25 protein-coding genes are annotated in these 26,314 nt (G+C 67.0%); 5 read left to right on the top strand and 20 right to left on the bottom strand.

The window, feature by feature from the left end; translation table 11 throughout:
• Positions 1-138: 138 nt before the first annotated feature.
• The 17 genes from ACSLUQ_RS00675 to phnG form a co-directional block, all read right to left on the bottom strand.
• Complete coding sequence (locus ACSLUQ_RS00675; RefSeq protein ID WP_461807427.1) at positions 139-2,157, bottom strand: putative bifunctional diguanylate cyclase/phosphodiesterase; 2,019 nt, start codon at positions 2,155-2,157, stop codon at positions 139-141.
• Positions 2,158-2,161: 4 nt separating this feature from the next.
• Entirely contained in the window at positions 2,162-2,653 is a 492-nt protein-coding gene (locus ACSLUQ_RS00670; RefSeq protein WP_417773473.1) for a putative pterin-binding protein, read from the bottom strand.
• A 276-nt stretch (positions 2,654-2,929) separates the two neighbouring features.
• A complete protein-coding gene (locus tag ACSLUQ_RS00665) occupies positions 2,930-3,664 on the bottom strand; it encodes an FkbM family methyltransferase (protein ID WP_417773472.1) in 735 nt (244 codons plus the stop codon).
• A 221-nt stretch (positions 3,665-3,885) separates the two neighbouring features.
• Positions 3,886-4,464 (bottom strand): phosphonate metabolism protein/1,5-bisphosphokinase (PRPP-forming) PhnN, encoded by a 579-nt coding sequence (phnN, locus tag ACSLUQ_RS00660; RefSeq protein ID WP_417773471.1) that lies wholly within the window; start codon positions 4,462-4,464, stop codon positions 3,886-3,888.
• Positions 4,457-5,596: an alpha-D-ribose 1-methylphosphonate 5-triphosphate diphosphatase gene (locus tag ACSLUQ_RS00655; RefSeq protein ID WP_461808455.1), complete on the bottom strand. Its 1,140-nt coding sequence runs from the start codon at positions 5,594-5,596 to the stop codon at positions 4,457-4,459. Before ACSLUQ_RS00655 ends, phnN begins: the two co-directional genes overlap by 8 nt.
• An 11-nt stretch (positions 5,597-5,607) precedes the next feature.
• The gene (locus tag ACSLUQ_RS00650; RefSeq protein ID WP_461807426.1) at positions 5,608-6,309 is read right to left on the bottom strand and encodes a DUF1045 domain-containing protein; all 702 of its coding nucleotides are present in this window, start codon (positions 6,307-6,309) and stop codon (positions 5,608-5,610) included.
• 138 nt (positions 6,310-6,447) lie between these two features.
• On the bottom strand, positions 6,448-8,076 hold the full coding sequence (phnE, locus tag ACSLUQ_RS00645) for a phosphonate ABC transporter, permease protein PhnE (protein WP_417773469.1): 1,629 nt from the start codon (positions 8,074-8,076) through the stop codon (positions 6,448-6,450).
• A 14-nt stretch (positions 8,077-8,090) separates the two neighbouring features.
• The gene (phnE, locus tag ACSLUQ_RS00640; RefSeq protein WP_417773468.1) at positions 8,091-9,080 is read right to left on the bottom strand and encodes a phosphonate ABC transporter, permease protein PhnE; all 990 of its coding nucleotides are present in this window, start codon (positions 9,078-9,080) and stop codon (positions 8,091-8,093) included.
• A gap of 80 nt (positions 9,081-9,160) precedes the next feature.
• Complete coding sequence (phnD, locus tag ACSLUQ_RS00635; RefSeq protein ID WP_417773467.1) at positions 9,161-10,084, bottom strand: phosphonate ABC transporter substrate-binding protein; 924 nt, start codon at positions 10,082-10,084, stop codon at positions 9,161-9,163.
• A 98-nt stretch (positions 10,085-10,182) separates the two neighbouring features.
• A complete protein-coding gene (gene phnC, locus ACSLUQ_RS00630) occupies positions 10,183-11,019 on the bottom strand; it encodes a phosphonate ABC transporter ATP-binding protein (protein WP_417773466.1) in 837 nt (278 codons plus the stop codon).
• Positions 11,020-11,120: 101 nt separating this feature from the next.
• On the bottom strand, positions 11,121-11,750 hold the full coding sequence (locus ACSLUQ_RS00625) for a DapH/DapD/GlmU-related protein (protein WP_417773465.1): 630 nt from the start codon (positions 11,748-11,750) through the stop codon (positions 11,121-11,123).
• A gap of 11 nt (positions 11,751-11,761) precedes the next feature.
• Positions 11,762-12,493, bottom strand: coding sequence for a phosphonate C-P lyase system protein PhnL (gene phnL, locus ACSLUQ_RS00620; protein ID WP_461807425.1), 732 nt, complete (start codon positions 12,491-12,493; stop codon positions 11,762-11,764).
• 2 nt (positions 12,494-12,495) lie between these two features.
• A complete protein-coding gene (phnK, locus tag ACSLUQ_RS00615) occupies positions 12,496-13,290 on the bottom strand; it encodes a phosphonate C-P lyase system protein PhnK (protein WP_417773463.1) in 795 nt (264 codons plus the stop codon).
• Positions 13,287-14,213 carry an alpha-D-ribose 1-methylphosphonate 5-phosphate C-P-lyase PhnJ gene (locus ACSLUQ_RS00610; protein ID WP_417773462.1) on the bottom strand — a complete coding sequence of 309 codons (927 nt, stop codon included), beginning with the start codon at positions 14,211-14,213 and terminating at the stop codon, positions 13,287-13,289. Before ACSLUQ_RS00610 ends, phnK begins: the two co-directional genes overlap by 4 nt.
• Entirely contained in the window at positions 14,210-15,334 is a 1,125-nt protein-coding gene (locus ACSLUQ_RS00605) for a carbon-phosphorus lyase complex subunit (RefSeq protein WP_461807424.1), read from the bottom strand. Before ACSLUQ_RS00605 ends, ACSLUQ_RS00610 begins: the two co-directional genes overlap by 4 nt.
• Position 15,335: 1 nt before the next feature.
• On the bottom strand, positions 15,336-15,959 hold the full coding sequence (phnH, locus tag ACSLUQ_RS00600) for a phosphonate C-P lyase system protein PhnH (protein ID WP_461807423.1): 624 nt from the start codon (positions 15,957-15,959) through the stop codon (positions 15,336-15,338).
• On the bottom strand, positions 15,959-16,435 hold the full coding sequence (phnG, locus tag ACSLUQ_RS00595) for a phosphonate C-P lyase system protein PhnG (RefSeq protein WP_461807422.1): 477 nt from the start codon (positions 16,433-16,435) through the stop codon (positions 15,959-15,961). The genes phnH and phnG overlap by 1 nt, the downstream gene beginning before the upstream one ends.
• A 287-nt stretch (positions 16,436-16,722) precedes the next feature.
• Here phnG and phnF point away from each other — a divergent pair, with 287 nt between their 5' ends.
• Positions 16,723-17,529: a phosphonate metabolism transcriptional regulator PhnF gene (gene phnF / locus ACSLUQ_RS00590; RefSeq protein WP_461807421.1), complete on the top strand. Its 807-nt coding sequence runs from the start codon at positions 16,723-16,725 to the stop codon at positions 17,527-17,529.
• Here the strand turns inward: phnF and argE are convergent.
• Entirely contained in the window at positions 17,526-18,686 is a 1,161-nt protein-coding gene (argE, locus tag ACSLUQ_RS00585; protein ID WP_461807420.1) for an acetylornithine deacetylase, read from the bottom strand. The two genes, phnF and argE, sit on opposite strands and share 4 nt — an antisense overlap.
• A 13-nt stretch (positions 18,687-18,699) precedes the next feature.
• Positions 18,700-19,884, bottom strand: coding sequence for a M24 family metallopeptidase (locus ACSLUQ_RS00580; RefSeq protein ID WP_417773456.1), 1,185 nt, complete (start codon positions 19,882-19,884; stop codon positions 18,700-18,702).
• Positions 19,885-20,101: 217 nt separating this feature from the next.
• On the opposite strand from ACSLUQ_RS00580, the gene ACSLUQ_RS00575 reads away from it, so the two are divergent.
• The 3 genes from ACSLUQ_RS00575 (at position 20,102) to ACSLUQ_RS00565 (ending at position 23,753) form a co-directional block, all read left to right on the top strand.
• The gene (locus ACSLUQ_RS00575) at positions 20,102-20,587 is read left to right on the top strand and encodes an Lrp/AsnC family transcriptional regulator (RefSeq protein ID WP_417773536.1); all 486 of its coding nucleotides are present in this window, start codon (positions 20,102-20,104) and stop codon (positions 20,585-20,587) included.
• Between the two features lie 174 nt (positions 20,588-20,761).
• Entirely contained in the window at positions 20,762-22,279 is a 1,518-nt protein-coding gene (locus tag ACSLUQ_RS00570; RefSeq protein WP_461807419.1) for an NAD-dependent succinate-semialdehyde dehydrogenase, read from the top strand.
• 103 nt (positions 22,280-22,382) lie between these two features.
• Positions 22,383-23,753 carry an aspartate aminotransferase family protein gene (locus tag ACSLUQ_RS00565; RefSeq protein ID WP_417773454.1) on the top strand — a complete coding sequence of 457 codons (1,371 nt, stop codon included), beginning with the start codon at positions 22,383-22,385 and terminating at the stop codon, positions 23,751-23,753.
• Here the strand turns inward: ACSLUQ_RS00565 and ACSLUQ_RS00560 are convergent.
• Positions 23,734-24,534, bottom strand: coding sequence for a MarR family winged helix-turn-helix transcriptional regulator (locus ACSLUQ_RS00560; protein ID WP_461807418.1), 801 nt, complete (start codon positions 24,532-24,534; stop codon positions 23,734-23,736). The genes ACSLUQ_RS00565 and ACSLUQ_RS00560 overlap by 20 nt on opposite strands.
• Before the next feature lie 3 nt (positions 24,535-24,537).
• On the opposite strand from ACSLUQ_RS00560, the gene ACSLUQ_RS00555 reads away from it, so the two are divergent.
• Positions 24,538-26,313 (top strand): N-acetylglutaminylglutamine amidotransferase, encoded by a 1,776-nt coding sequence (locus tag ACSLUQ_RS00555; protein WP_461807417.1) that lies wholly within the window; start codon positions 24,538-24,540, stop codon positions 26,311-26,313.
• The last annotated feature ends 1 nt before the right edge of the window (position 26,314 follow it).

The following is a 26,314-nucleotide window of genomic DNA, read 5'->3' as shown; positions in this document are numbered from 1 at the left end:
GGGCCCGTGCCGCATGCGGCACGGGCCCCATTGCCGTTTCGGCGCACATGTCTCCGACGCGCCCCGCCTGACCTGTCGCACAGGCAAGCAAGTCCTTCCCCCATCGGCTATTTGCAAGGCGTGAAAGGCAGGCAGGCGTCAGGCGCGGGCTGCGCTATCGCCGTCGTCGCCCTTGGCGACAATCCGCCGCGTGCCCGCGGGCGAGCGCAGGATATCGCTTATCGACGCGGGAACGCCGAAATAGAACCCTTGAGCGACAAGGCAACCAATCCCCTTGAGCATGTCGACCTGGGGACGGGTTTCCACCCCCTCCACCGTGACCTTAATCGAGAGCTTCTCGGCAAGACCAACGATGGAAGCGATGATCGAGAGGCTGTGCTCGTCGCTGGCGATGGAGCGAACGAAGCTGCGGTCGATCTTGAGTTCGTCCCAGTCGAACGCCCGCAGATACGACAGCGCCGAATAGCCGGTGCCGAAATCATCCAGCGAAATGGCAATGCCGAGCCGCTTCAGCCGGCCGAGCGTTTCCGCCGCGCGCCTTGTGTCGCGCATCACGACGCTTTCCGTCACCTCCAGCGTCAGCCGCTGCGGCGGCAGCCCGGTGCGTCGCAGGATTTCCGACACCCGGTCCGCCAGATCCTCTCGGGCAAGCTGGACAACGGACAGATTGACCGAGACGGTGCAGTCGATGGGCATCCGCTGCACCTCGCGGCAGGCCAGCTCCAGGATCCGCTCGCCGATCTCGACAATCCGGCCCGAGCCTTCCGCGATCGGGATGAACTCCGAGGGAGGTATCCAGCCAAGAGCCGGATGGCGCCAGCGCGCCAGAGCCTCCACGCCAACGATCTCCCCCGTCTCCATGTTGACCTGCGGCTGGAAATGCGCCGTGATCTGGCCCTTGCCCAGGCCGCTGTCGAAATCCGCCTCGATCCGCCGCCGGCGGGTCGCATCAATGCGCATGGACGCGTCATAGAGTTGAACCTGGCCCTTGCCGTTCGCCTTTGCATGGCTGAGCGCGATGTCGGCATCCTGAAGCAGATCCGGGCCGCTGCGTCGGCGTCCGTCGTCGAGCGAGATGCCGATGGTCGCGTTGACCACCACCGAGCCCCCGGCCAGACTATAGGTCTCATGCAGGGCCGAGCTGATTTGCAGCGCCTTCTCCAGCGCCTCCTTCTCCCCACCGTGCACCCGCAGCAACACCGTGAACTCGTCGCCGCCCAGCCGCGAAACGAAGCTGCCGGGCCCCCACCCGGCGGCCACGCGGCCGATACGGCCAGCGACCGCGACCAGCAGGTCGTCGCCCGCTGCGTGTCCGAGAATGTCGTTGACCGCCTTGAAGCCGTCGAGATCGAGGGCAAAGACCGCGATGCTGCCATCCGTTTCGCCTTCGCGCGCCTGACGCGCGGTCTCCTCCTGCAGGGCGGCGTGGAAGGCGGAGCGATTGGGCAGACGGGTCAGCGGGTCGTGACGCGCGACGAACTCGAACCGCCTTGCAGCGCGCTCGGCGTCCGCGCGGGCGCGCTGCAACGACCAGGCCTGCACGCTCATCAGCAACAGCAGGCCCGCTCCGAAGCCGATCAGGATCTGCAGCAGGATGTTGTGAAGCCTCTGGCGCTCATAGAGCTGCTGCCGAAACTCCCCCGCCGCGGAGAGGTTTTCCGACATCGCCTCCCCGCCGATCTTGTCGAACACCCGAGCGGCGTCCGCCAGCACCGCGTTGATGGAGTGGAAGGCCTCCGGGTCGGGCAATTGCCGGTAGAGCGGCGCCAGCGCCTCCACCCGCCGCGCCACATCACGGAGTTGCGTGGACCGATCCGCAGAAGCGTCGACGAAATCCCCAAAGGCACCGTCCTGCCACTGCTCCAACCGGCCAACAAGAATTTCGTAGAACAACCGAGCGGCCTCGACATCCAGCGGATCGCGCGTCACGACCGAGCGCGCAAGCGTCTCTCGCGCATTCGTCATGTCGAGCCGGCCGTTCTGTCCGGTCATCGCCATGTCGTAGCGCATCGAGCGCCCGACCGCGTCGCCGCTCGTCATCACCGCATCCGCCTGCACCAGTATCAACAGAACGAGGATGCCGAGCAGGGCAAGCGCGACGTAGCGAAACCAGTCGCCGAACTTCAGGACACGAGCTAGGATCGTCTCTCTTCGCAAGGTATCACTTCACGGTGAGCCGGCGTAATTGCCAGATGGCACGGGAATAATACAGCTCGTTGCGAATATCAGGAAAGCGGTCAAAAGGGTAAATGACGAATAACGGCCCCTTTTCACGCACGGACATATATTCACCGTCCGCCTTGAAGGCCAGAAGTACGTCAAATTGCTTCAAGTCGGAGAAGGGTATCTCGACGTAATAGTTATTGAGGGCCATGCCCTCAACCATGGAGCCTTTCGCACCGACCGCCTCCATCAGGCGGCTCATCAGCACGCCCTCGAACGACATGCTCTTGTTGTACCAGGGGGTGGTGGTCGTGATCGTGGTCACGCCGAGCTTTTCCAGATCGGCAATGGTGAAGTCGAGCGAAGCGCCACCGGCGATGGCTCCAGCGACGGTCAGGACAACCGGCCCCTCCGCCTGCGCCGGATCCGTCAGGTGCACCGCCATCAGTCCGGCCAGTGCCAGGATGAGCATTCGGAACGACATTTCCATGGCTCCGTTTCCACGCGCGGCCTGTGGTCCGCGCCCGTCTATCTCACCGCCTTGCACAACGCCGAACTGCCCGGACACCCCGGCGCGGCCGCCGGTGCACACAGCACCCCCAGTCAAGCGATCCTATCATCAAATGGCGAACCACATTTTAACGTCCGGATTCTGGCGGCCAGCCGCAACCGGCGGGCCTCATCCGTTCGCCGGAGCCGTCCTGGCCCCTTTCAGCCGGCCATGCTTGCCGGCTGCGCCCGGCCGACCAGCGGCCGGCCGGCGCCTTCAGCCGCTGCGCGCCACGAGCTTCGGGCGAAGCTCACCGGCATCCGCCAGCGCATGGAAGCAGACGACCGGTCCGGCGGAAAGCGCGGTGTCATAGACGAAGCCGCATCGCGCCAGATGGCCGAAGATCTCGTGAATGCCGTCCGTCCCCGTCCGCTGCGGGTGCAGCTCGAGGACGATGGAGCGAAGTCCGCCGGCATCGAGATGGCGGAACAACTCCAGCTCCGCCCCCTCGATATCGGCGATGAGAACGGTGATCGCCTTTTCGGCGATGAAGCGGCTGGCGTCGACCGCCGGCACGCTGACCGTCTCGATGATGCCCGGCTGGTCCTGACCGATACCCGAGCGCCAGAATTCGCGGTGCAGCGTGAACTCGACCGCCCCGCGTGCCAGCACGGCCGGGTCGCTGACAAAGGCGGCATTGATCACATCGACGCCGTGGACGCCGTTGAGGGAATGGGTGCGCTCGATATGAGGCACCAGACGTCTGTCCGCCTCCACGGCGGCGTAATAGGCCGGAGCCACCCGCGACACGACACCGGCGGAGATGAACCCGACGCCGGCGCCAAGCTCGAGCACCCGGTCATCGGCACGCACCAGTTCGCTGGCGATGGCAAGCTCTTCCGACTCGTAGCGGCCCGCGCGAATTTCCTCGGCGATGCGCTCGCTGGCGACATCCGCGTCAAGGCTCAGATCCAGCCCGCTGCTGCCATGTCTCACCACGTCCCAGGTCATATAGACCTCCCTCTGCATCGCACCGTTGGACGGCCTGAGCGACGCTTTCCCCCTCTCTCGAAAAGCATGGGAAACCGCCGCTGCCAATCCTGATAGTTTTCACGAGGGCAAAAATTCGCCTTCGTATTTCCCGCCAGTTTCATGAGCAAAATCAGCATGAAGAGGCGGCTTCCGGTCATAGGCGCTCACCGTTCCGCCTCTCCCGTGCACTGCCCGCAACGTCAGACGAGCAGCTCTTCGATGGCGGTGATGAAATCTTCGACCGTGCGCGTGAGCGGACCGCTGTTGTCCACGGTAACCACGGGCGCGACGGCCGGGATCTCGGCCGCGCGCGCGATGCGCGCGGCGATTTCCTCCGGCGTCTCGCGCCCCCGCGCGGCAAGCCTTGCGGCAACCGCCTCGGGGCTTGCCGTCACGGAGACGACGGCGAGGCCGGGAAAGCGCTCGGCCATGGCCGCGAGCATCTTGCGCGAGCCGTTGACGAGCGCCGGCCGGCCGGCGTCGAGATGGGCATCGAGCGCCGCCGGAAGCCCGTAGGCAAGCCCGTGGGCGCGCCAGGTGAAGGCGAAGGCGCCCTGCTTCTCCGCCGCCTCGAACCCGGCCAGCGACATGGGCAGATGCGCTTCCGCGTCGCCGGTTTCCGGCCGCGTGATGGTGCGGCGCACGAGCATCAGCCCGTCGCGGCCCGACAGCCGGCCGCGCGCCGCCGCAAGCAGGCTGTCCTTGCCGACGCCGCTCGGCCCGACGACGACGATCAGCCGGCCCGGCTCGACCGCGGGTGTCTCGGCGCGATCAGGCAACGCGCGTGCCCTCGCGCCAGACCGTGCGCACGATGGGGATATGCTCCTCGACCCGCACGCGCACGAGATCGGCGCGCTTGCCGGTCGCGATCTCGCCCCGGTCGGAAAGACCGGCAGCGGTGGCCGGCGTGCGCGAAACCATCGAAATCGCCGCGGGAAGGTCCACCTCGTCGACGACCTCACCGAGGAAGAAGGCCGCCTGGATGAGGCTGAAGGGGATGTAGTCGGACGAGAGAATATCGAGCAACCCGTTGGCGGCAAGTTCGCGCGCCGAGACATTGCCGGAATGGGAGCCGCCGCGCACCACATTGGGCGCGCCCATCAGCACGCCGAGCCCCGCCGCCTTCGACGCACGGGCGGCCTCCAGCGTCGTCGGGAACTCTGCAACACGGATGCCGAAGGCCACCGCCTCGTCCACATGCGCCTGGGTGGCGTCATCATGACTGGCGAGCATGATGCCGCGCGCCTGCGCCCGTTCCGCCACGGCCTTGCGGTGCTTGTCGGAATAGGTTTCGGACTGGGCGACGCGGTCGGCGCAGAAGCGGGTGAACTCCGCGTCCGTCATCTTCATCTTGCCCTTGTAGTAGATCGCATAGGCCTCGAGGCTGGCGAACTGGCGCTGGCCGGGCGAATGGTCCATCAGCGAGGCGATCCTGACGCGCGGATCCTCCTCGAACAGGTCAAAGGCCTCGACGCAATTGGGCGCGGAAACCTCGCAACGCAGATGGATGAAGTGATCAGCGCGCAGCCGTCCGGCGGCAACGCCTGCCTCGATCGCGTCGGCCAGCCGGCGCATATCCTCGGTCGACAGGTCGGCGTTGTCGTCGATGCCCACGCGCAGCGCGTCAAAGACCGTGGTGATGCCCGAGGTGGCGATCTGCGCATCATGGGCGCAAACGGCCGCGACCGGATTCCAGTGCACCTTGGGGCGCGGGTTGTAGTGGTTCTCGAGATGGTCGGTGTGCAGCTCCACGAGACCCGGAATGACATGGTCGCCCTCCATGTCGAGAGCGCCCGGCGCCTCGGACGGGCCCGTGTCGATGGCCGCGATCTTGCCGTCGCGAATGTGAAGGCTGCCCAGGATCTCCTCTTCGGCGAGGACAATGCGGGCATTGGTCAGGATCATGTCCATCTTCTTGTCTTTCACGGGTTGGCCTGCCCGCCGCCGGCGAGCGTCTGGATACGGATCACGGAAAAGGGACCGCCGGGCTCGCGTTCCTCGTAGAGCGCGATGCGGTCGAAAGCGATGGGGCTGGCGAGAGCGCCGGCAAAATGCGCGGCGAGCGCGGGCAGCGCCCGCTCCGCCTCGGAGTCGCCAAGACGGCCGGTCAGCGTCATGTGGAACCGGAAGTCCCCGAAGACATGCGGATAGCCCCAGGAAAGCAGATTGTCGCGCTGCGAGGGCGTCAGACGGTCAGGATTGCGACGGGCGATCTCCGCCGCGCCAAGCGGGGCGCGAAACGGCTCGAAGGTGCGCACCGCCGCGTCGGCCAGGGCGCAAAGCTCCTGCGTCGCGCCCGCCGGCGTCAGGGCGAGAAAGCCGCCGATGCGCGAAACGGCGAGCGGCAGCGGCGCCAGCGCCGGGCGGGCGGCGGCGAAGGCATCAAAGGCCACCGCCAGCTCCTCAGCGCTGCGTCCCTCGGCGAGACGGAACGGTGCCTTCAGCGTGCCGTGAAAGCCGTAGCGCGCCGGGTCGCGCACCATCCCAGCCCTGTCAGCGGGTGAATAGCCGCCGATGTCGCGCGGCACAACGGCATGACCGAAGGCGCTGCGCCCGAGCCAGGATTCGGCAAGGGAGACAAGAGGGTGATCGGCGGGCGGCGTGAAATAGACGGCGTAGCGCATCGGGCTGGTTTTCGGCCTCTCGGTACAGGTGTCGGTGTCGGCGCGGAACGGGAAACGTCCGGCGGCACGAGGTGCTGCCGGACGGCGCGAGGGCGAGACGGCCGCCGTGCTGAAAAGGCGGCCTGCGGGATCGGCTTCTCAATGCCTCGGCTTGCCCATCAGGCGGGCACGCAGCGCATTGGAGATATTATCGAATATGAACACAACGGCCAGAATGAGAAGAACCATGTAGGCGACATTCTCCCAGTCCTGGTTGGTGCGCATCGCCTCCCACAGCTTGAGGCCGATGCCGCCCGCCCCGACCGCGCCGATGATCGTCGCCGAGCGGGTGTTCGATTCCCAGAAGTACAGCGCCTGGCTGGCGAACAGCGGCAGGACCTGCGGCAGGACACCGTAGCGCTGCACCGCCATCGGCGAGGCGCCCACCGACTTCACCCCCTCGCGCTGCTTGTCGTCGATGTTCTCCAGCGATTCCGAGTAGAGCTTGCCCAGCGTGCCCGTGTCGGTGAAGAAAATCGCCGAAATGCCTGCGAGCGGCCCCGGACCGAAGGCGCGCGTGAAGAACAGCGCCCAGATCAGCATATCGACGGAACGCTGGAAATCGAAGAAACGCTTGCAGAGCTGGTTGAAGAAGTGGCTCCGCGTGATGTTGCGTGCCGCCAGGAAAGCCAGCGGGAAGGCGACCAGCCCCGCGAACAGCGTGCCGACGAAGGCCATGACGATGGTCTGGAGCAGCTTGGTCCAGACGTCGAGATGCTGCCATTCCGCGTTGTAGAGGATGTTGTTCCAGGCAAGCGAGAGGTTGGAGCGCGACGGATCGATGCGCGGCCCCGACAGCACCAGCGACACGACCTCGCCGGCGCTCTTGTCCCAGAACGGCGAGTTCGTGTCGAAGACAAAGTTCTCCCAGCCCAGGAACCGATGGCGGACCTTGACCGCGTCATAGTGGATCTCGGCGCGTCCGACGAACCCGAAGCGGACGATGACCTTGCCGCCGTCGAGCTTCTGCGAAGCCCAGTCGGGCAGCGCCCCCTCGCCGCGCCCCCCCTCGACGCGCACCGTCTCGCCGATGCGGTCGATCAGCAGCACGACCCGCTCCTCGCCGCGCGACACCACGACCCGGCGCGGCGTGATGTCGATGACGTTGCCAGCGCCCATGGTGACGCGGGCCGAGGCGATCACCTCCTCGCGCACTGTCGTCGGTGCCACCGGCGCCGCATCGCCCGTCGTCTGCGCGGAAGCCCCGCCGGTCGGTGCACCCGGCGCCATGAAGGAGAAGCTGCTGCCGCCCGAGGCCGCGCCCTTCGGCTCTGTGCCCGGCGCGCCAGGCACCATGAAGCCCGAGGCGGCCGTCTTCTCGCGCGCCGAGGCCGGCGCATCCGTTCCGGTGACGGCCGGAGTTTCCACCCGCCGCTCCATCAGCCGCGTCGTCGTCGCGATCCAGTCCGGCTTCGGGTTATCGCCAAGCGGTGAGAACCGGGGCCAGGAGACGGACATCGCGCCATCGGTCTCGATCTCGAAATCGGGGCGGGTCTCATAGGACACCCAATCGGCGAGATAATTGCCGGCGATGTCCCAGTTGGCCTCGCCGAGCACCTTGCCGATGCCGAAGAACCACCAGCAATAGACGCCGTAGACCACGGCGAGCACTCCGAAGATCACCGGTCGGGCGTGACGCCAGAAGCTGCTCGCGAAGACCTGCGGATGGCGCTCGGCGAGCGCCTCGATCTCGGCGGTGGAAAGCGGTGCGGTGGATTGTGCGGTCATGTCTGCCCCTCCCCTCAGCGGCCGAACGCGAAGGCCTGCTCGCCGACGAGGCGCTTGCGCAGCCACGCGGAGAACTGGTCGACGGCGATGATGGTCAGGAACAGCAGGAGCACGATCGCCAGCGTCTTGGCCTCGTGACCGCGGCTGATCGACAGGCGCAACGCCTCGCCGATGCCGCCGCCGCCGACGGCGCCGATGATGGTCGAAGCGCGCACGTTGATCTCCAGGCGCAACAGCGCGTAGCTGGTGAAATTCGGCATGACCTGCGGCACGATGGCGAACCAGACGCGCTCCAGCCAGTTGCCCCCGGCCGCACGCAGCCCCTCGTCGGGGCGCATGTCGGCGTTTTCGACCACCTCGAAGAACATCTTGCCGAGTGCGCCGACGGTGTGGATCGACACGGCGAAGATCGCAGGGATCGGGCCGATGGTCAGGATGGCGACGAAGAAACCGGCGATGACGATTTCCGGAAAGGCGCGCAGGAACTCCATGAACCGGCGCACGGTGCCGCGCAGCCAGACGTTGGCGACCATGTTCTTGGCCGCGAGAAAGCACAGCAGGAAGCCAAAGAAAAAGCCGATCAGCGTCGACAGGATCGCGATATTGAGCGTCTCGAGCATCTTGTAGAAATACTCGGGAACATAGATCCCTTCGGTCAGATAAATCCGCCCCTCCGGGTAATTGTACTTGAGGCTGCCATCGTAGTAGGGCGACGGCAAGTCGAACAGGGCGCGCCAGACCTCCCAGGGGTCGCGCGGCGCAAGATCGACGAAGAAGTCGAAGAAGTATGGCAGCCGGTCGAAGAACTTACCGGCGTTGGTGTCGTTGGCGAACCACAATGCGCCGGACAGCGCCAGGAGAAGGGCCGCAAGCCCGCCCCAGGTGTAAAGGCGCTTGCGCGCGGCCTGCTCGCGCCAGTGACGCTCGATCAGTTCACCGGCCGGTGAGAGGCCGGCCGCACCGGCGGGACCGGCGGTAGATGGGGAGACCGTTGCGAACGCCATGGGAAGCCGTGAAAAGAAGGAAGGGAACTGCATGAAACGGGCGGCGGCCCTGTGGCCGCCGCCCGTCGCGATGCGATGGATCAGGAACCGATCTTGGCCTTGCGGGCCGCGACGATGGCCTTGTAGAAGTCGGCATTGACCTCGGTGTAGCCGGTGTAGTCACCGCCCTGGATCGCCGAGAAGCACGCCGGATCGCTCTCGGGAAGCTTCATCATGAAGTCCTTGAACTTCGCCTTGACGTCGCTGTCGAGCGAGGTGCGCACAACGATCGGGCCGTTCGGGATCAGCGGCGACTGCCAGACCTGGACCAGGTCGTCCATGTCGAGGATGCCCTTGTCGACCATCTTGCGCAGGTTGCCGGAGGTGTAGCCGTCCTTGAACTCGCCGACGCCGGAGGCCCAGGTGGTGCCGCCGTCGAACGTGCCCTTGAGCACCTCGAGGACGAGGTTCTCATGACCGCCGCCGAAGCCGGTGGAGCCGAAGTAGTCGGCGACCGGCATGCCGATGGCTTCCGGCAGGGTCACGGAGGGAACGAGGAAGCCCGAGGTGCTGTCCGGATCGGCGTAGCCGAGCTTCTTGCCCTTCATCTCCTCGAGCGACTTGATGCCGCTGTCGGCGCGCACGACCATCACCGAATAGTAACCGGTGGAGCCGTCGGTCTGGACAGTGGTCAGGATCGGCTCGACGGCCTTCTCGTCGTCGAGGAAGACCTTGGCGTAGCCCGAGGCGCCGAGCTCGGCGTAGTCGAGCGTGCCACCCAGAAGTCCCTGGATGACGCCGTCGTAGTCGGCCGCCGGAAAGAGGGCGACCTTCTCGACGCCGATCGCGGCCGGCAGCTTCTCGGTCAGGCACTGGAAGTTGCGCAGGCGGTCGGCCTCGTTCTCGCCGCCGAGAATGCCGACGCGGAATTCCTTGACGGTCTCGGCCTGGGCCGGGGCAATGGCGGCGGCCGCCGATAGCATCGTGGCAGCAGCAACGGTGCCAAGAAGAAGGTTCTTGAGCATTGACGTCTCCATGGGTGTTCCGGATTTTCCGGGCGTTCGTCGTTCACGCTTCAGATGCGCCGGCCGCCGGTCGACACGCGGGCGGCCGATCCGCGGCCCTAGCCGGCAGCAAGCGCCGGTTCTAGGGCCCGAGCGGATTCGGGGGTCGCCCGCGGGGCGATGGAAAGACTGGTGGAGGTGATCGCTTCCGAGAGCTCCTCGGCCTGCGCGCCATAGATGCGGCGCGCGACAAGCGGGGTCAGTTGCTCCGGCGTGCCGTCGAAGACGACCGCGCCCTCCGACATGCCGATGATCCGCTCGCAATAGCTGCGGGCGGTATCCAGCGTGTGCAGATTGGTGATGACGGTGATGCCCTCGCGCTCGTTGATGTCCTTGAGCGCGTCCATCACCTTCTGGGCGTTGAGCGGATCGAGCGAGGCGATCGGCTCGTCGGCAAGCAACATGCGCGGACGCTGCATCAGTGCGCGCGCGATCGCCACCCGCTGCTGCTGGCCACCCGAAAGCGTGCCGGCCGGCTGCAGCGCCGTCTGGGCGATGCCCAGGCGCTCCAGCGCGCAAATCGCCGCTGCCCGCTCCTCGCGAGAGAAGATGCCGAGCAGGTTGAGCGCGGTCGAGCGGTGGTTGAGCCGGCCAAGCAGGACGTTGGTCAGCACGTCGAGGCGCGGAACCAGGTTGAACTGCTGGAAGATCATGGCGCAGTCGCGCTGCCAGTTCCGCAGCCCCCGGCCCCGCAGAGCGGAAACCTCCAGACCGTCGAACACCAGCCGGCCACCGGTCGGATCGATCAGCCGATTGATCATGCGAAGCAGGGTGGACTTGCCCGCGCCGGAGCGCCCGATGACGCCGACCATCTGACCTTGCGGGATGTCGAGCGTCACCGCCTTCACCGCAGTGAATGTGCCGAATTTGCGCGTCACACCGTCGAGTTTGAACATTTGCGCCCCGATTGTCGTTATCGGGGCCTGCGTAATGCGCCAACATGACAACCTGCCTGCGATTTCGTGAAGGTTTTCTGACAGCGCACACCAACTTCACTTCAGCGCATCCCGTTACTTTCCATGTATTTAGCCAGGAACTCTTCCGCATTGAGCAGACGAAAATCCTCCAGAGCCCTGCGCAACCGGTCATGATCCCAGTCCCACCAGGCCAGCTTCTGCATTCCCGCCGCGATATCTGGAGAAAAGCGCTCGCGAATAAGCTTTGCCGGCACACCGCCGACAATCGTGTAGGGCGCGACATCGCGCGAGACGACGGCACCCGCCCCAATCACCGCACCATCGCCGACGGTGACGCCGGGCAGCACCGTTGCGCCATGCCCGATCCACACATCGTGGCCGATGCGCACGCGCCCTTCGCGCCGCCAGTCGAAAAAGGCCTCCTCCGTCCCCGCGTCCGGCCAGTAGTCGTTGGCCCGGTAGGTGAAGTGGTGAAGCGTCGCCCGCCACGTCGGATGATTGGGGGCGTTGATGCGCACGGCGGCGGCGATATTCGCGAACTTGCCGATATCTGCGCACCAGATGACGCAGTCCTGCGTGACATAGGAATAATCGTCGAGGGTGGCCTCGCTGATGCGCGAGCGCTCTGCGACCTCCGTATAGCGGCCGAGGCGGCTGTCCACGACGCTGGCGGTCTCGTGCACCAGTGGCGTTTGCGAAAGCTTGGTCATCGTCGCCCCCTTCACGCCGCACGCGCCGGAGAAAAGACGGTGACGTCGACGATCCGGTCGGCCACCGCCTCGCGCACCTCCTCATCGTGGAAGATGCCGATCTGGGCGACGCCGCGCGCCTTCTTCTCGGCGATCATCTCGATGACGATCCGCCGGTTCACCGCATCGAGCGAGGCCGTCGGCTCGTCGAGAAGCAGCACCGGATGATCGGTGATGAAGCCGCGCGCAATGTTGACGCGCTGCTGCTCGCCGCCGGAAAAGGTCGCCGGCGGCAGGGACCACAGCCGTTCCGGCAGATTGAGGCGCTCAAGAAGCGCCGCCGCCCGTTCGCGCGCGGCCGAAGGCTCGATGCCCCGCGACACGAGCGGCTCCGCCACCACGTCGCGCGCCCCGACGCGCGGCACCGTGCGCAGGAACTGGCTGACGTAGCCCATCGTGTCGCGCCGAACGCGGATGATCGCGCGCGGATCGGCGGCGACGAGATCGACCACCCCCTCCCCGTGACGCAGCAGGATGCTGCCCGAGTTGGCGGCATAATTGCCGTAGAGCATCTTCAGGATCGAGCTCTTGCCCGCCCCCGACGGACCGCCGAGCACGACGCATTCGCCGGCCATGACCGAGAAATGCGCGCCCTCGACCACGGGAAGCTGGACGCCGCCCTGAAGGTGCATGGTGAAGGCCTTGGAAAGGCCCGCGACGCAAAGGGCGACACCGGGTTCCAACCCGGAAGAAAGCTTGCTCATGGTCACACCTGCAGGATCGAGGAAACGAGAAGCTGGCTGTAGGGCGCCTGCGGATCGTCGAGAATGCGGTCGGTGAGGCCGGCCTCGACCACCTCCCCACCCTTCATCACGATCATCCGGTGCGACAGCAGCCGCGCCACCGCGAGATCGTGGGTGACGACGATGGCCGCCAGCCCGAGATCGGAAACGAGGCCGCGCAGCAGATCGAGCAGGCGCGCCTGCACCGAGACGTCGAGGCCGCCGGTCGGCTCGTCCATGAAGACGAGACGCGGGCCGGTGACCAGGTTGCGGGCGATCTGCAGACGCTGGCGCATGCCGCCGGAAAAGGCGCGCGGCTGGTCGTCGATGCGGTCCTCGTCAATCTCGACGCGACCGAGCCACTCGGTCGCGGTCTCGCGGATGCGGCCGTAGTGACGCTCGCCCACCGCCATCAGCCGCTCGCCGACGTTGGCGCCGGCGGACACCGTCATGCGCAGCCCGTCGGCCGGGTTCTGATGGACGAAGCCCCAGTCGGTGCGCATCAGCAGCCGGCGCTCGGCCTCCCCGAGGCCGTAAAGATCGCGCACCGTCCCGTCGCGCATCCGGTAGCTGACCGAGCCGGACGTGGGTTCGAGCCGGGTCGAGATACAGTTGAGAAGCGTGGTCTTGCCCGATCCGCTCTCGCCGACGATGGCAAGCACCTCACCCGGATAGACATCGAAACTCACGTTCTCGCAGCCGATGCGCGCACCGTAGGACTTGGTCAGTCCCGCGACGGAGAGCAGCGGCAGGTCGTCGTCATGTGCAAGCCCGCTCATGCCACGGTCTCCTTGCTGCCATAGGCCTCATCGGGCGCGAGGCGGCCGCGGTGGCCGGCCGCGAGCCGTTCCTCGCAATGGTCGGTGTCGGAACACACGAACATCCGCCCGCCCTTGTCATCGAGCACCACCTCGTCGAGGTAGACGCCCTCCGCGCCGCAAAGCGCGCAGGGTTCATCGAAGCTCTGGATCTCGAAGGGATGATCCTCGAAGTCGAGGCTGACGACCCGCGTGTAGGGCGGGATCGCGTAAATCCGCTTCTCGCGGCCCGCGCCGAAAAGCTGCAGAGCGGGGGAATTGTCCATCTTCGGATTGTCGAACTTGGGCGTCGGCGACGGGTCCATCACGTAGCGCCCGGCGACCAGCACCGGATAGGCGTAGGTGGTGGCGATATGGCCGTGGCGGGCGATGTCCTCGTAGAGCTTGACGTGCATCAGCCCGTATTCCTCGAGCGCGTGCATCTTGCGCGTCTCGGTCTCGCGCGGCTCCAGAAAGCGCAGCGGCTCGGGGATCGGCACCTGATAGACCATGACCTGCCCCTCGCGCAGAGGCGCTTCCGGGATCCGGTGGCGTGTCTGGATGATCGAGGCCTCGCCCGTGTGCGTCGTCACCGCGACGGCCGCGACCTTCTGGAAGAAGGCGCGGATCGAGACCGCGTTGGTGGTGTCGTCGGCGCCCTGGTCGATGACCTTGAGCGTGTCATCGGGACCGATGATCGAGGCCGTCACCTGTACGCCGCCCGTGCCCCAGCCGTAGGGCATCGGCATCTCGCGGCTGGCGAAGGGGACCTGATAGCCGGGGATGGCGATCGCCTTGAGGATCGCCCGGCGGATCATCCGCTTCGTCTGCTCGTCGAGATAGGCGAAGTTGTAGCTGGCGATGTCGCCCGACACCGCGCCGGTTCTCGTTGCGCTCGTGCTCATTCCGCAGCCTCCGATGCCGGGGTCGCCGTCTCGTCGTCTCGCGCGCGGGCGGCCTCGAACTCGGCGCGCATGCGGCGCACCAGATCCAGCTCCGCCTGGAAGTCGACGTAGTGGGGGAGTTTCAGGTGCTCGACGAAGCCGGTCGCCTGAACGTTGTCGCAGTGGGAAATGACGAATTCCTCGTCCTGCGCCGGCGCCACCCGGTCCTCGCCGAACTCGTCGGCCCTAAGCGAGCGGTCGACCAGCGACATGGCCATGGCCTTGCGCTCCGACTGGCCGAAGACCAGCCCATAGCCACGGGTGAACTGCGGCGGCGCCTTCGCCGAACCGGCGAACTGGTTGACCATCTGGCATTCGGTGACGCGCACCTGCCCGAGCGAGACGGAGAAGCCCAGCTCCGGCACATCCATCTCAACCTCAACCAGCCCCAGGCGGATTTCACCGGCGAAGGGATGGGTGCGGCCATAGCCGCGCTGGGTGGAATAGCCGAGCGCCAGCAGAAAGCCCTCGTCGCCACGCGCCAGCGCCTGAAGCCGGAGATCGCGGGCCATGGGAAACTCGGTCGGCTCGCGGGTCAGGTCACCGGAGGGCTCGGCCCTTTGCGCATCGCCCGCCGCCGCGCCCTCGATCAGGTCCTCTCCGGCGAGAATGTCGGCGACCCGCATCAGCGGCTCGCCCTCGCTTGCGCGCATCGGTGCGGCGGCGACCTCGCTGTCGCCGGCCAGATCCGGATCGAGCAGGCGATGGGTGTAGTCGAAGGTCGGCCCGAGCACCTGCCCGCCCGGCAGGTCCTTGTAGGTCGCCGACACCCGCCGCTCGGCAATCATTGCGCCGGTCTCGAGCGGACGCGAGGCGCCAAAGCGCGGCAGGGTCGTCCGGTAGGCGCGCAGCAGGAAGATCGCCTCGATCATGTCGCCCCGCGCCTGTTTGACGGCAAGCGCGGCAAGCTCGGGTGCATAGAGCGAGGCTTCCGCCATCACCCGGTCGACGGCAAGCGAAAGCTGCTCGACGATCTGGGCGACGGAGACGGAGGGAACCGAACGGTCCCCGCGCCGACGGTCGGCAAGCATCTCGTGGGCATTGGCGATGGCGGCCTCGCCACCCTTTACAGCCACATACATGTCAGCGGGCCTCCATGTCGGTCGCGGCAATCACGGTGCTGCGCGGCAAGGCGAGGATCTCGCTGCCGGCAACCAGCACCACGTCGATGCCACGGGGAAAAAGCAGGCGGTTGTCGGCGCGCGCGGCGAGGAAATCCGCGGGAAGTCCCCTGGGCGCGATGACACGGGATCCGTCGATGCCGGGCCCCTGGAGCGTCAACCGCTCGCCGCCCTCAAGTGCCTCGATCTCAAGCACCAGGGTGGTCGAGCGGTCCGGATACTCCTGGCTTCCCTGCGAAAGCGCGCAAAGCCCCGGCGCTTCGGCGGCGGGCGCGAAGGCGAAGTCGGCCTTGCCCTCATCGTCGCTCAGCGGCGCGCCGCACTGGAAGGCAATCCAGGCGGCAACGGTATCTCCGCGCAGCGAGGGAGAAAGCCAGACAGGCGTGTCGGCATCGCAAAGCGCCAGCGCGATGGCGCCCGCCCCGACGCCAAGCGGGGCCGGCGGCGCGACCTCCACGGCAAGCGGCACGACCGTGCCCGGCCGCGCGGTGGCGTCCATCAGGACGCGAAACACCCCTTGCGCACCGAACACCGGCTCGGCAAAGCCGCCGGCAACGGCGATGGCGGAAAGATCTGCGGTGCTCATCAGTCGTCTCCGCGAACCATGGTGAAGAAGTCGACCCGCGTCGCGGCGGCCTCGCGCCGGACCTTCGAGGCCTCGCCGGCGCGCGCCTCGGCGAGTGGTTCGGCGACATCGCGCAGCAGCGCCTCGCAGCACCCGCCCTGCGACCAGAGCGCGGCAAGGGTGGCGCAAAGCCGGGCCTTGGCCTTGTCCTGACCGAGCGCGTAGGCATGGCCAACCGTGCCGTCGTCCAGACGCACGGTGGCGCGGGTGACCACCGCCTCGCCCAGGTTGAAGGGCGCGCCGTCGCCACCGATGCGCCCGCGCAGCATGACGAGCCCGGTCTCCGGCCCGCGCACCGGCTGCGCCTCGGGCACCGCGCCCAGCGCCTGTACACAAGCCTCGATCTCGGCGCGCGGCGAGGCGGCAAGCACGTCCATCAACGCCTTGAGCCCCGCCATTTGGGGCGAGAGATCCTCTGCCCGCTCAGAAGTCGTCATCGGTTCGCTCCGTTTCGAACTCGCCTCGCCCCGTTCCGGCGGCGCCGGTCGTCGGGGCCTGTCGTCCTGCCGAGGGTTTTACGCCTCTCCGCAAAATTTGTCTAGTGTTATAGACAACCAACAAATGTAAGATACCGCTGTCCCATGACGGGTTGATGACCGCTGGCGCGAAAATAGCCGGCCGGCAGCAGTGCAGGCGGAAAGCGGCTGGCTTGATGCCGGCGGCGCAATGGGGCAAACACGCGCAACGGAAACGGGCCGGAACGCGGCCGGAGCAAGGTGCTGGCGTGAGCGAAGCGGACAGGGACAGCGGCGAAACGACGGGCAGGAGCGGAGACGAGGCCGCCCCCCGGGGGCTCGACCGACAGACCGGCGTTGCCCTGTGGCGACAGATCGCCGACGACATCCGCGCCGCCATCGGCAACGGTGTCTATGACGACACCGGCCGCCTTCCGACAGAGGCGGCCCTTGCCTCCCAGTTCGAGGTCAACCGCCACACGGTGCGCCAGGCGCTTTCGGCCCTGGCCCGCGAAGGCGTGGTCGAGACCGTGCAGGGGCGCGGCACGACCATCGTGCCACGGGCGCGCCTGACCTATCCGATCGGCCCGCGCACACGGTTTTCCGCCGGCCTCGGCGGCCAGGTCTCGCGCACTGTGGGACGGCTGATCGAGACGGTCGGCGAACCGGCGACCGTCGCTGTTGCCACGGCGCTCGGCCTCGCCGAGGGAGCGGGCGTCCTGCGCATGGAAGTGGTGAGCGAAGCCGATGGAACCCCTCTGTCGCGCGCGACCCACTGGTTCGACGCCATCCGTTTCGAGGCGCTTCCCGGTCACTTCCGCGAGCTTGGCTCGATCACCAAGGCGTTCGCCGCCTGCGGGGTTTCCGACTACATGCGCGTGTCGACGGAGATCTCGGCCGCACCGGCAAGCCGCACCGACAGGGCTGATCTCGCCCTGCAGCCGGGCGCCGTGGTGCTGCTGACCCGCTCGCTCAATGCCGACGGCGAGGGACGCCCGATCCAGCTCAGCCTGAGCCGCTTCGCCGCAGACCGGGTAACGCTTTCGGTCACCACCGATCCCGAGAAAAAAGCCTAGGCGGAGAGTTTCCGCGCGAGGCCGCCGAGCATGTCGAGGCAGGCGGAGAGCTGGTCGAGGCTGACGAATTCATCCGGCTTGTGGGCCTGGGCGATGGAGCCCGGGCCGCAGACGACCGCCGACATGCCGAGCGACTGGAAAAGGCCCGCCTCGGTGCCGAAGGCAACCACGTCCGCCCCGTTTGCCCCGGTGAGCGCCGCCACGATGCGTCGGGCCTCATTGTCGTCGACCGGTTCCAGCCCCGCAACCTCGCCGATGACATGCGTCAGCACCTCGGCCTCCGGCGCGACCCTGCGCATGTCCGGCAGCAGTTCATCGCGCACATAGGCCCCGATCGCCTCGCAGACGAACCGCTTGTCGTCCTCGCTGACGGGGCGCATCTCCCAGTCCACAGAGGCATGGCCGGGAATGACGTTGTGGGCGACGCCGCCGGCGAGCCGCCCGACCTGAAGCGTCGACCAGGGCGGTTCGAAGCGGCTTGCCGCCGGAGCACGCCCCTTCAACGTCTCGCGCAGCTCCATCAGCCGGGAGACGTAGCGCACCGCGTATTCGACCGCGTTGACGCCGAGTTCCGGCCGCGAGCCGTGCCCCTCCAACCCGGAAAAGACGGTGGTGTACTCGCAGCAGCCCTTGTGTCCCTCGATGATCCGCATCTCTGTCGGCTCGCCGATGATCGCGACCGAGGGACGCATCTCCCAGCGGGCGATCTCCTCCACCAGCCGGCGCGCGCCAAGGCAACCGACTTCCTCGTCGTGGGTGAGGCAGATGTGGACGGGCCGCACCAGATCCGTATCGGCGAAACGCGGCGCCATGGCCAGCGTCGCGGCGATGAAGCCCTTCATGTCGCAGGCGCCACGCCCGTAGAGGAGCCCGTCTTCCGCGCGCAACCGGAAGGGATCGGAGGACCAGTCCTGATCCTCCACCGGCACCACGTCGGAATGGCCGGAAAGCACGATGCCTCCATCCGTCTGCGGCCCGATGGTGGCAAAGAGATTGGCCTTGTGGCCGGTCTCGTCGGTCAGCACCGCGGTGCGCGCGCCCAGCGCCCCGAGCCTGTCGGCCGCATAGGCGATGAGCTCCAGGTTGCTGTCGCGCGAGACCGTGGGAAAGGCGATCAGCTCCGCAAGGATCTCGCGCGTGTCGTCAATCAACGCCATGAAGCGCCCTCCTTCACTCCTTGACGTAGAGCGCCCGGGGCCGGTTGCACAGGCATTCCGCCGGGCCGTTCTCCCGGATGACGATGCTTTCGGTGATTTCCAGACCCCAGTCCTGCATCCACAGGCCCGGCATGAAGTGAAAGGTCATGCCGGCCTCCAGCACGGTCTCGTCCTCGATGCGCAGCGAGATCGTGCGCTCGCCCCAGTCGGGCGGATAGGAAATGCCGATGGGATAGCCGCACCGCGCCGCCCGGTCGATGCCGGCCCGCTCGAGAGGCGCCGCGAGCGCCCGCGCGACATCCGCCGCCCGGTTGCCGACGCGCGCCGCATCGAGTCCTGCCTCCAGCCCCTCGACCAGCGCCTTTTCCGCATCGCGCAGATACTGCGGCGGCTTGCCGAGGAAAATCGTCCGACAGAAGGGCGCGTGATAGCGCCGGTAGCAGCCGGCGATCTCGAAGAATGTCGCCGTCTCCGCCTGGATGTGCCGGCCGTCCCAGGTGAGATGCGGGGCCGCCGCATCCGACCCGCTCGGCAGCAGCGGCACGATGGCGGGATAGTCGCCCCAGGCGTCCTCGGTGCCACGGATCGCGTCGGCGTAGATGTCGGCGACCAGATCGGTCTTGCGCATGCCCGGACGGATGCGCTCGATGACCCCGTCAATGATCTTTTCCGAGATCCGCGCCGCCCGGCGCATGAAGACCAGTTCCTCGTCCGACTTCACCGCCCGCTGCCAGTTCACCAGTGCCGTGGCATCGACGAAATGCGCCTCCGGCATCTCGGTCTGAAGCACGGCGAAAGCCTTGGCGGTGAAATAGTAATTCTCCATCTCCACGCCAATGCGCGCCTCGCCATAGCCGTTCTGCACGATCAGCGCGGCGAGCGTCTCCATCGGGTGACAGACGTTGGACTGGACGAAATAGTCGGGATAGGCGGCGACCCGGTCGTCATCCATCCACACCGTGCGCACCGCGCCGTTGGCGTCCTGCCGCCGCCCCCACCAGATCGGATCCGCGTCGAGGAAGACGAGAACGCCCTGATGCACATAGAAGGACCAGCCGTCGTAGCCCGTCAGCCAGGCCATGTTGGACGGGTCCTCGACGAAGAGCGCATCGATGTCGCGCTCGCGCATGGCGGAGCGGACCTTTTCCAGACGGCGGGAGAATTCCATCTGGGAAAACGGGAGTTCGGTCGCCGGCATCGCTCCTCCTCATGCGCGGTTCGTGGTGCGGGATCGGGGCGAAAGGTCGATCTGACACCCCATTTTCGTTCTAATCACGGCGCAAAGCCCTTGGACAGACCTTATGTTGCCCCGCCCGAGCGCGCGTCGTGCCTGAGCATTTTCGTGTCGGATGAACGACAATGCTCCCGGCGCGGCCACGATGGACAGCCGCAAGCACCCCGGCTATGACCGGAAGATGATCCGCCTCGACGACCGCGACATCGCCATCCTGAGGGTTCTTGCCCAAGAGGGCCGTCTTTCCAAGGCGGACCTGGCGCGGCGCATCGCGCTCAGCCCGACCCCGTGCTGGGAGCGCCTGAAGCGGCTTGAGAAGGCCGGCATCATCGAGGGATACCGTGCGGAGATCGCACTCAAGAAGATCGCCCCGCATGTCACCGTCTTCGTCACGCTGGAGCTTGCAAATCACAGCGGCGCGACGCTGGCGGCCTTCGAGCGCGCGGTGATGACCATCCCCGAGGTGCAAAGCTGCTGGTCGCTTGGCGGCGGCTTCGACTATCTGCTGCAGATCGTCACCCGCGACATCGACAGCTATCAGCGCCTGATTGACAGGATGCTGGACAATGGCACCGCCATCGCCCGCTACTATACCTATATCGTCACCAAGGCCGTGAAATCCGCAGGTCCTCCCCCCTTCGAGGTGCTCTTCTCCGACGGAGACTGAACGAAAGCGGCGGCGGGCGACCGATCGGACCCCACCCGGCTCGAAGAAAAGACGGATCGTCTGCCGGCCGGCGCGCTTTCAGACCCGCCTTCTTCCGGATTTCGCCCAAGCTTCGGGAACAGGCGGCCTGCACCGACAGCCGCATGATCCTCACAACCGGCGGGAGACGGGACCATGAAGAAGGCAACGCGGCGCATCGAAGACGGAACGCAGGCCGGCACCGAGCCCGGCGGTTTCGCCGGCACGCTTCTCGACGACCCGCGCCTGCTGAGAACCTTCTCCTACATCGACGGGCGCTGGGCGGCGGCGACCGACGGCGCCACCTTCACCGTTGCCGATCCCGCCGACCTTGAGCCCATCGCCGAGGTCGCCCGCCTTGGTGCCGGGGAGGCGCGCACCGCGGTAGATGCGGCCGCGCGCGCCTTTCCCGCGTGGGCCTGGCTGTTGCCGCAGCAGCGCACCGACGCGCTGCGCCGCTGGCACCAGGAAATCCTGAGCAACCGCGAGGATCTCGCCAGGCTGATGACGCTCGAGCAGGGCAAGCCGCTGTCGGAGGCGCGCGGCGAGATCGACTATGCCGCCAGCTTCGTCGAATTCTACGCCGAGGAGGCGCGTCGTCCGGACATCGACGGCGTCACCTCGCATCTGCCCGACGCGGAAATGGAGCTGTGGCGCGAGCCGGCCGGCGTCGCCGCCCTCGTCACCCCGTGGAACTTCCCGAGCGCCATGATCACCCGAAAGGCAGCCGCAGCCCTCGCCGCCGGCTGCACCGTGGTCATTCACCCCTCCGCAGAGACGCCGCTTTCGGCGCTGGCGCTGGCAGAACTCGCCGAGCGCGCGGGCTTTCCCCCCGGCGTTCTCAACGTCGTCACCGGCGATGCGCCGACCGTCGTCGGCGCCTTCACCGCCGACAAGCGGGTGCGGGTGCTCTCCTTCACCGGCTCGACCGAAATCGGCCGGCTGCTCTACGGCCAGTGCGCGCCGACGGTCAAGCAGCTCGTTCTCGAGCTCGGCGGCCACGCCCCGCTGCTGGTGTTCGAGGACGCCGATCTGGAGCGCGCCGTCACCGAGGCGATCAAGGCGAAATTCGCGACCTCCGGGCAGGATTGTCTCGCCGCCAACCGGATCTTCGTCGCAAGGCCGGTCTATGACGCCTTCTGCGCCCGCTTCGCCCGCGCCGCCGAGGCGCTGAGCGTCGGCCCGGGGCTTGAGGATCCCGACATCGGCCCACTGATGAACGCACGGGCGATGGAAAAGCAGGAGGAACATGTCGCCGATGCGCTGGAACGCGGCGCGCGCTGCCTGACAGGCGGGCGCCGGCACCCGGCCGGAACGCTCTTCTTCGAGCCGACCGTGCTTGCCGACGTGCCCGCCGACGCGAAGATCCTGCACGAGGAAACCTTCGGCCCCGTCGCCGCGATCCTGCCCTTCGATACGGAGGAAGAGGTGCTGGCGCGGGCCAACGACAGCGACTACGGCCTCGTCGCCTATCTGCACACGCGCGACCCGAGCCGCATCTACCGGCTGTCGCGCGCGCTCGAGTACGGCATGGTGGCGGTCAACCGGACCAAGGTGACCGGCGCGACGATCCCCTTCGGCGGTACGAAGCAGTCCGGCCTCGGACGCGAGGGAGCCGCCCAGGGCATGCGTGAATTCATGCAAGTCAAATACGTCTGCCGGGACTGGAGCTGAGGCGACCGCCTCCCCGCCCCCGACTTTTCGCCGGCGTCTCATGCCAGCAGGCGGCGCCGGCTCCGCATCCGAAGACATGTCTCACAACACAGGGAGAGACCACATGCTGACCAACGACCAACTCGGAAAATGGGATCGCGAGACCTTCTTCCATCCCTCCACCCATCTTGCCCAGCACGCGCGCGGCGAAAGCCCGACGCGCATCGTCACCAGCGGTCACGGCTCGACCATCGTCGACCGTGACGGCAACGAGCTGCTCGACGGTTTCGCCGGCCTCTATTGCGTCAACGTCGGCTATGGCCGCCCGGAGATCGCCGACGCCATCGCCGCCCAGGCAAGGGAACTCGCCTACTACCACGCCTATGTCGGACACGGCACCGAAGCCTCGATCACCCTGGCGCGGATGGTCATCGACCGCGCGCCGGAGAACATGTCGCGCGTCTACTTCGGCCTTGGCGGCTCCGACGCCAACGAGACCAACATCAAGCTCGTCTGGTACTACAACAACGTGCTCGGCCGGCCCGAGAAGAAGAAGATCATCTCCCGCTGGCGCGGCTACCACGGCTCGGGCCTGATGACCGGTTCGCTGACCGGCCTGGAGCTGTTCCACAACAAGTTCGGCCTGCCGCTCGACATGGTGAAGCACACCGTCGCGCCGGACTATTTCCGCCGGCCGGACCTGGACATGAGCGAGGCCGACTTCGTCGCCCATTGCGTCGCCGATCTCGAGGCGCTGATTGCGCGCGAGGGCGCTGACACCGTCGCCGCCTTCATCGGCGAGCCGGTGCTCGGCACCGGCGGCATCGTGCCGCCGCCAGCCGGCTACTGGGAGGCGATCCAGAAGGTCCTGAAGCGTCACGACATTCTGCTCATCGCCGACGAGGTGGTGACCGGGTTCGGCCGTCTCGGCAGCATGTTCGGCTCAACCCACTACGGCATCGAGGCCGATCTCATCACCATCGCCAAGGGCCTGACCTCGGCCTATGCGCCGCTCTCCGGCTCCATCGTCTCGAAGAACATGTGGGAGGTTCTGGAAAAGGGAACCGACGAATATGGCGCCATCGGGCATGGCTGGACCTATTCGGCCCACCCCATCGGCGCGGCCGCCGGCATCGCCAACCTCAAGCTGATCGACGACCTGGGGCTGATCGAGAACGCCGCCCGGGTCGGCCTTCACCTGCGCGAGAAGATGAAGGATGCTGTCTCCGGCCACCGCCATGTCGGCGACGTGCGCGGCGAGGGACTGCTCTGCGCCGTCGAGTTCGTCAAGGACAAGGACACCCGCACCTTCTTCGAGACCAGCGCCAAGGTCGGCCCCGCCGTCTCGGCCGCCCTGCTCAAGCGCGGCGTCATCGGCCGCGCCATGCCGCAGGCCGACATGCTGGGCTTTGCTCCGCCCTTCTGCCTGAGCGAGGCAGAAGCCGACCGGATCGTCGAGGCGACCCGCGAGGCAATCACCGAGGTCCTCGGCTGACACGCCCTGCCGGCGTCGGGGGACGGTCACCGTCCTCCGACGCCTCCTCTTGCCGGTCGATGAACCCGGCGACCGTGCGAAATGCCCGCGCGAGGGTTGCGCGCTCGTCCGGCTCCAGCGCGGCCATACCGCTGTAGAAGGCCTCCGCCAGGGGCGGCGGCGCGCCCGCCAGAAGCTCAGCGCCGACGGCTGTGAGCCGCGTGTGGACGATCCGCCGATCCTGCCTGCTGCGCAGACGCTCGACGATGCCGCGCGCCTCGAGTTTCTCCAGGATGGCGACGGCCGTCGCGGCGCTTAGCCGCGCCCGGCGCGAAATTTCTCCCGTCGTCGCCCCCTCGCAGTCCCGGACCGCCTCCAGCACGACGATCTGCGGAACCGTGAGGCCGCACTCGCGCGCAACGCGCTTGGACCGCACGTCCAGACCGTGCGCGATGCGCCGGATCGCGTCGGCAACCGACTGCGTCTCGGGCAGAACCTCGACAGCCCGCAGGCCATTTCCGTCTCCCCCACGCTGCCCGTCACGCTCAACCGCCACGATCCACTCCCTGCCGAAAGGCAATTTCATCACCACCAAGAAACTCAACAGACGAATAATTCGTTCCCTGATTATTTGCCCTTTGAAACGAATTTCAAGCTCGCACGTTATGTAGGCAAGACCTGCCGGACACGCATCAGCAATGCTGCTTCGGCGGAAAAACGACCGTTGCGCCGTCGCGAGAGACTGGCGCACACTGGGCTGCGCGGCGAGACTGCCCCAAGCCGGACCGAAGGAGATGAGCATCACATGTGCGGCATTGCCGGAGAATTTCGCTTCGATGGACGAATTGCAGAGGCTGCGACCGTCGCTCGCATGACGGACAAGCTCGCCCCGCGCGGACCGGACGGCTCCGGCGTCAGCGCGCAAGGTCCCGTCGCCCTTGGCCACCGGCGGCTCAAGATCATCGACCTCTCCGACCAGGCCGCGCAGCCGATGAGCGATCCCGCGCTGGGGATCTCCATCGTCTTCAACGGCTGTATCTACAACTACCCGGAGCTGCGCGCAGAACTGGAGGGGCTCGGCTACAGCTTCTTTTCCTCCGGCGACACCGAGGTGATCCTCAAGGCCTATCACGCCTGGGGCGCGGATTGCGTCAGCCGCTTCCACGGCATGTTCGCCTTTGCCATCTTTGATCGCCGCGACGGATCGCTGACGCTTGCCCGCGACCGCTTCGGCATCAAGCCGCTCTATCTCGCCGAGGCCACCGGCCGGTTGCGCTTTGCCTCCAGCGTGCAGGCACTGCTCGCCGGCGGCGATATCTCAACCGAAATCGACCGCGCCGCGCTCAATTGCTACATGAGCTTTCACGCCGTCGTGCCCGCTCCGCGCACCATCCTGAAAGGCATCCGCAAGCTCGCTCCGGCGACAATCCGCCGGGTGCTTGCCGATGGCACGACAAGCGAACGCCGCTACTGGAACGCCAGCTACACCCGCCGGGCGGGCGACGCGGAGCTGACCGCCGATGACTGGCGCGACCGGGTGCTCGAGGCGCTGCGCATCGCCGTGCGCCGGCGCATGGTCGCCGACGTTCCCGTCGGCGTGCTGCTGTCCGGCGGTGTCGACAGCTCACTGATCACCGGGCTTCTGGCCGAGGAAGGTCAGAGCGACCTCATGACCTTCTCCATCGGCTTCGAGGAGGCCAATGGAGAAAAGGGCGACGAGTTCGTCTACTCCGACCTGATCGCCAGGCATTTCGGCACGGATCATCGCAAGATCTTCGTGCCCTCGTCGGATCTCATGGCCGCGCTGCCGGACACGATCGCGGCCATGTCGGAACCGATGGTCTCCTACGACAACATCGGCTTCTACCTGCTCAGCCGCGAGGTCTCGAAGCACATCAAGGTGGTGCAGTCCGGCCAGGGCGCGGACGAGATCTTCGCCGGCTACCACTGGTATCCTCCGCTTGCCGGGTCCAGCGGCGTGGTCGCCGACTACGCCCGCGTCTTCTTCGACCGCCCGAACGCGACGCTCGCGACCCAGCTCGGCAAGGGCTGGATGGCCGACCGCGACGAGGCGCTCGCCTTCGTCGAGGGCCATCTCATGGCCGAGGGCGCGGAAACGCCTGTCGACCGGGCGCTGAGGCTCGACGCGGAGATCATGCTGGTCGACGATCCGGTGAAGCGGGTCGACAACATGACCATGGCCTGGGGGCTGGAGGCGCGCGTGCCCTTCCTCGACCATGAACTGGTGGAACTCGCCGCCGCGATCCCTCCCGAGCTGAAGCTCGCCCATGGCGGCAAGGGCGTGCTCAAGGAGGCGGCTCGTCTGGTGGTTCCCCACGAGGTCATCGACCGCAAGAAGGGATACTTCCCGGTCCCGCAGCTCAAGTATCTCGATGGCCCCTATCTGGAGATGGCCCGCGACGCGCTCACCTCGCAGCCGGCCCGCGAACGCGGTCTGTTCGATGGCGCCTATCTCGACCGGCTCTTCGCCGACCCGGGCTCGCACATCACCCCGCTCCAGGGCTCGGAACTGTGGCAGGTCGCCCTGCTGGAGCTCTGGTTGCAGAGCAACGATATCTGAG

Source organism: Stappia sp. ICDLI1TA098 (assembly GCF_054880955.1).
Note: the sequence above shows the minus strand (reverse complement) of the source record. Positions and strands in the feature narration are given on the sequence as shown.

Coding starts and splice junctions, on each gene's coding strand:
- ACSLUQ_RS00670 (WP_417773473.1), bottom strand. CDS start 2,653: ATGGAAATGTCGTTCCGAATGCTCATCCTGGCACTGGCCGGACTGATG.
- ACSLUQ_RS00665 (WP_417773472.1), bottom strand. CDS start 3,664: ATGACCTGGGACGTGGTGAGACATGGCAGCAGCGGGCTGGATCTGAGC.
- ACSLUQ_RS00655 (WP_461808455.1), bottom strand. CDS start 5,596: ATGGACATGATCCTGACCAATGCCCGCATTGTCCTCGCCGAAGAGGAG.
- ACSLUQ_RS00650 (WP_461807426.1), bottom strand. CDS start 6,309: ATGCGCTACGCCGTCTATTTCACGCCGCCCGCCGATCACCCTCTTGTC.
- phnE (WP_417773469.1), bottom strand. CDS start 8,076: ATGACCGCACAATCCACCGCACCGCTTTCCACCGCCGAGATCGAGGCG.
- phnE (WP_417773468.1), bottom strand. CDS start 9,080: ATGGCGTTCGCAACGGTCTCCCCATCTACCGCCGGTCCCGCCGGTGCG.
- phnD (WP_417773467.1), bottom strand. CDS start 10,084: ATGCTCAAGAACCTTCTTCTTGGCACCGTTGCTGCTGCCACGATGCTA.
- phnC (WP_417773466.1), bottom strand. CDS start 11,019: ATGTTCAAACTCGACGGTGTGACGCGCAAATTCGGCACATTCACTGCG.
- ACSLUQ_RS00625 (WP_417773465.1), bottom strand. CDS start 11,750: ATGACCAAGCTTTCGCAAACGCCACTGGTGCACGAGACCGCCAGCGTC.
- phnL (WP_461807425.1), bottom strand. CDS start 12,493: ATGAGCAAGCTTTCTTCCGGGTTGGAACCCGGTGTCGCCCTTTGCGTC.
- phnK (WP_417773463.1), bottom strand. CDS start 13,290: ATGAGCGGGCTTGCACATGACGACGACCTGCCGCTGCTCTCCGTCGCG.
- ACSLUQ_RS00610 (WP_417773462.1), bottom strand. CDS start 14,213: ATGAGCACGAGCGCAACGAGAACCGGCGCGGTGTCGGGCGACATCGCC.
- ACSLUQ_RS00605 (WP_461807424.1), bottom strand. CDS start 15,334: ATGTATGTGGCTGTAAAGGGTGGCGAGGCCGCCATCGCCAATGCCCAC.
- phnH (WP_461807423.1), bottom strand. CDS start 15,959: ATGAGCACCGCAGATCTTTCCGCCATCGCCGTTGCCGGCGGCTTTGCC.
- phnG (WP_461807422.1), bottom strand. CDS start 16,435: ATGACGACTTCTGAGCGGGCAGAGGATCTCTCGCCCCAAATGGCGGGG.
- argE (WP_461807420.1), bottom strand. CDS start 18,686: ATGGCGTTGATTGACGACACGCGCGAGATCCTTGCGGAGCTGATCGCC.
- ACSLUQ_RS00580 (WP_417773456.1), bottom strand. CDS start 19,884: ATGCCGGCGACCGAACTCCCGTTTTCCCAGATGGAATTCTCCCGCCGT.
- ACSLUQ_RS00575 (WP_417773536.1), top strand. CDS start 20,102: ATGATCCGCCTCGACGACCGCGACATCGCCATCCTGAGGGTTCTTGCC.
- ACSLUQ_RS00570 (WP_461807419.1), top strand. CDS start 20,762: ATGAAGAAGGCAACGCGGCGCATCGAAGACGGAACGCAGGCCGGCACC.
- ACSLUQ_RS00565 (WP_417773454.1), top strand. CDS start 22,383: ATGCTGACCAACGACCAACTCGGAAAATGGGATCGCGAGACCTTCTTC.
- ACSLUQ_RS00560 (WP_461807418.1), bottom strand. CDS start 24,534: ATGCTCATCTCCTTCGGTCCGGCTTGGGGCAGTCTCGCCGCGCAGCCC.
- ACSLUQ_RS00555 (WP_461807417.1), top strand. CDS start 24,538: ATGTGCGGCATTGCCGGAGAATTTCGCTTCGATGGACGAATTGCAGAG.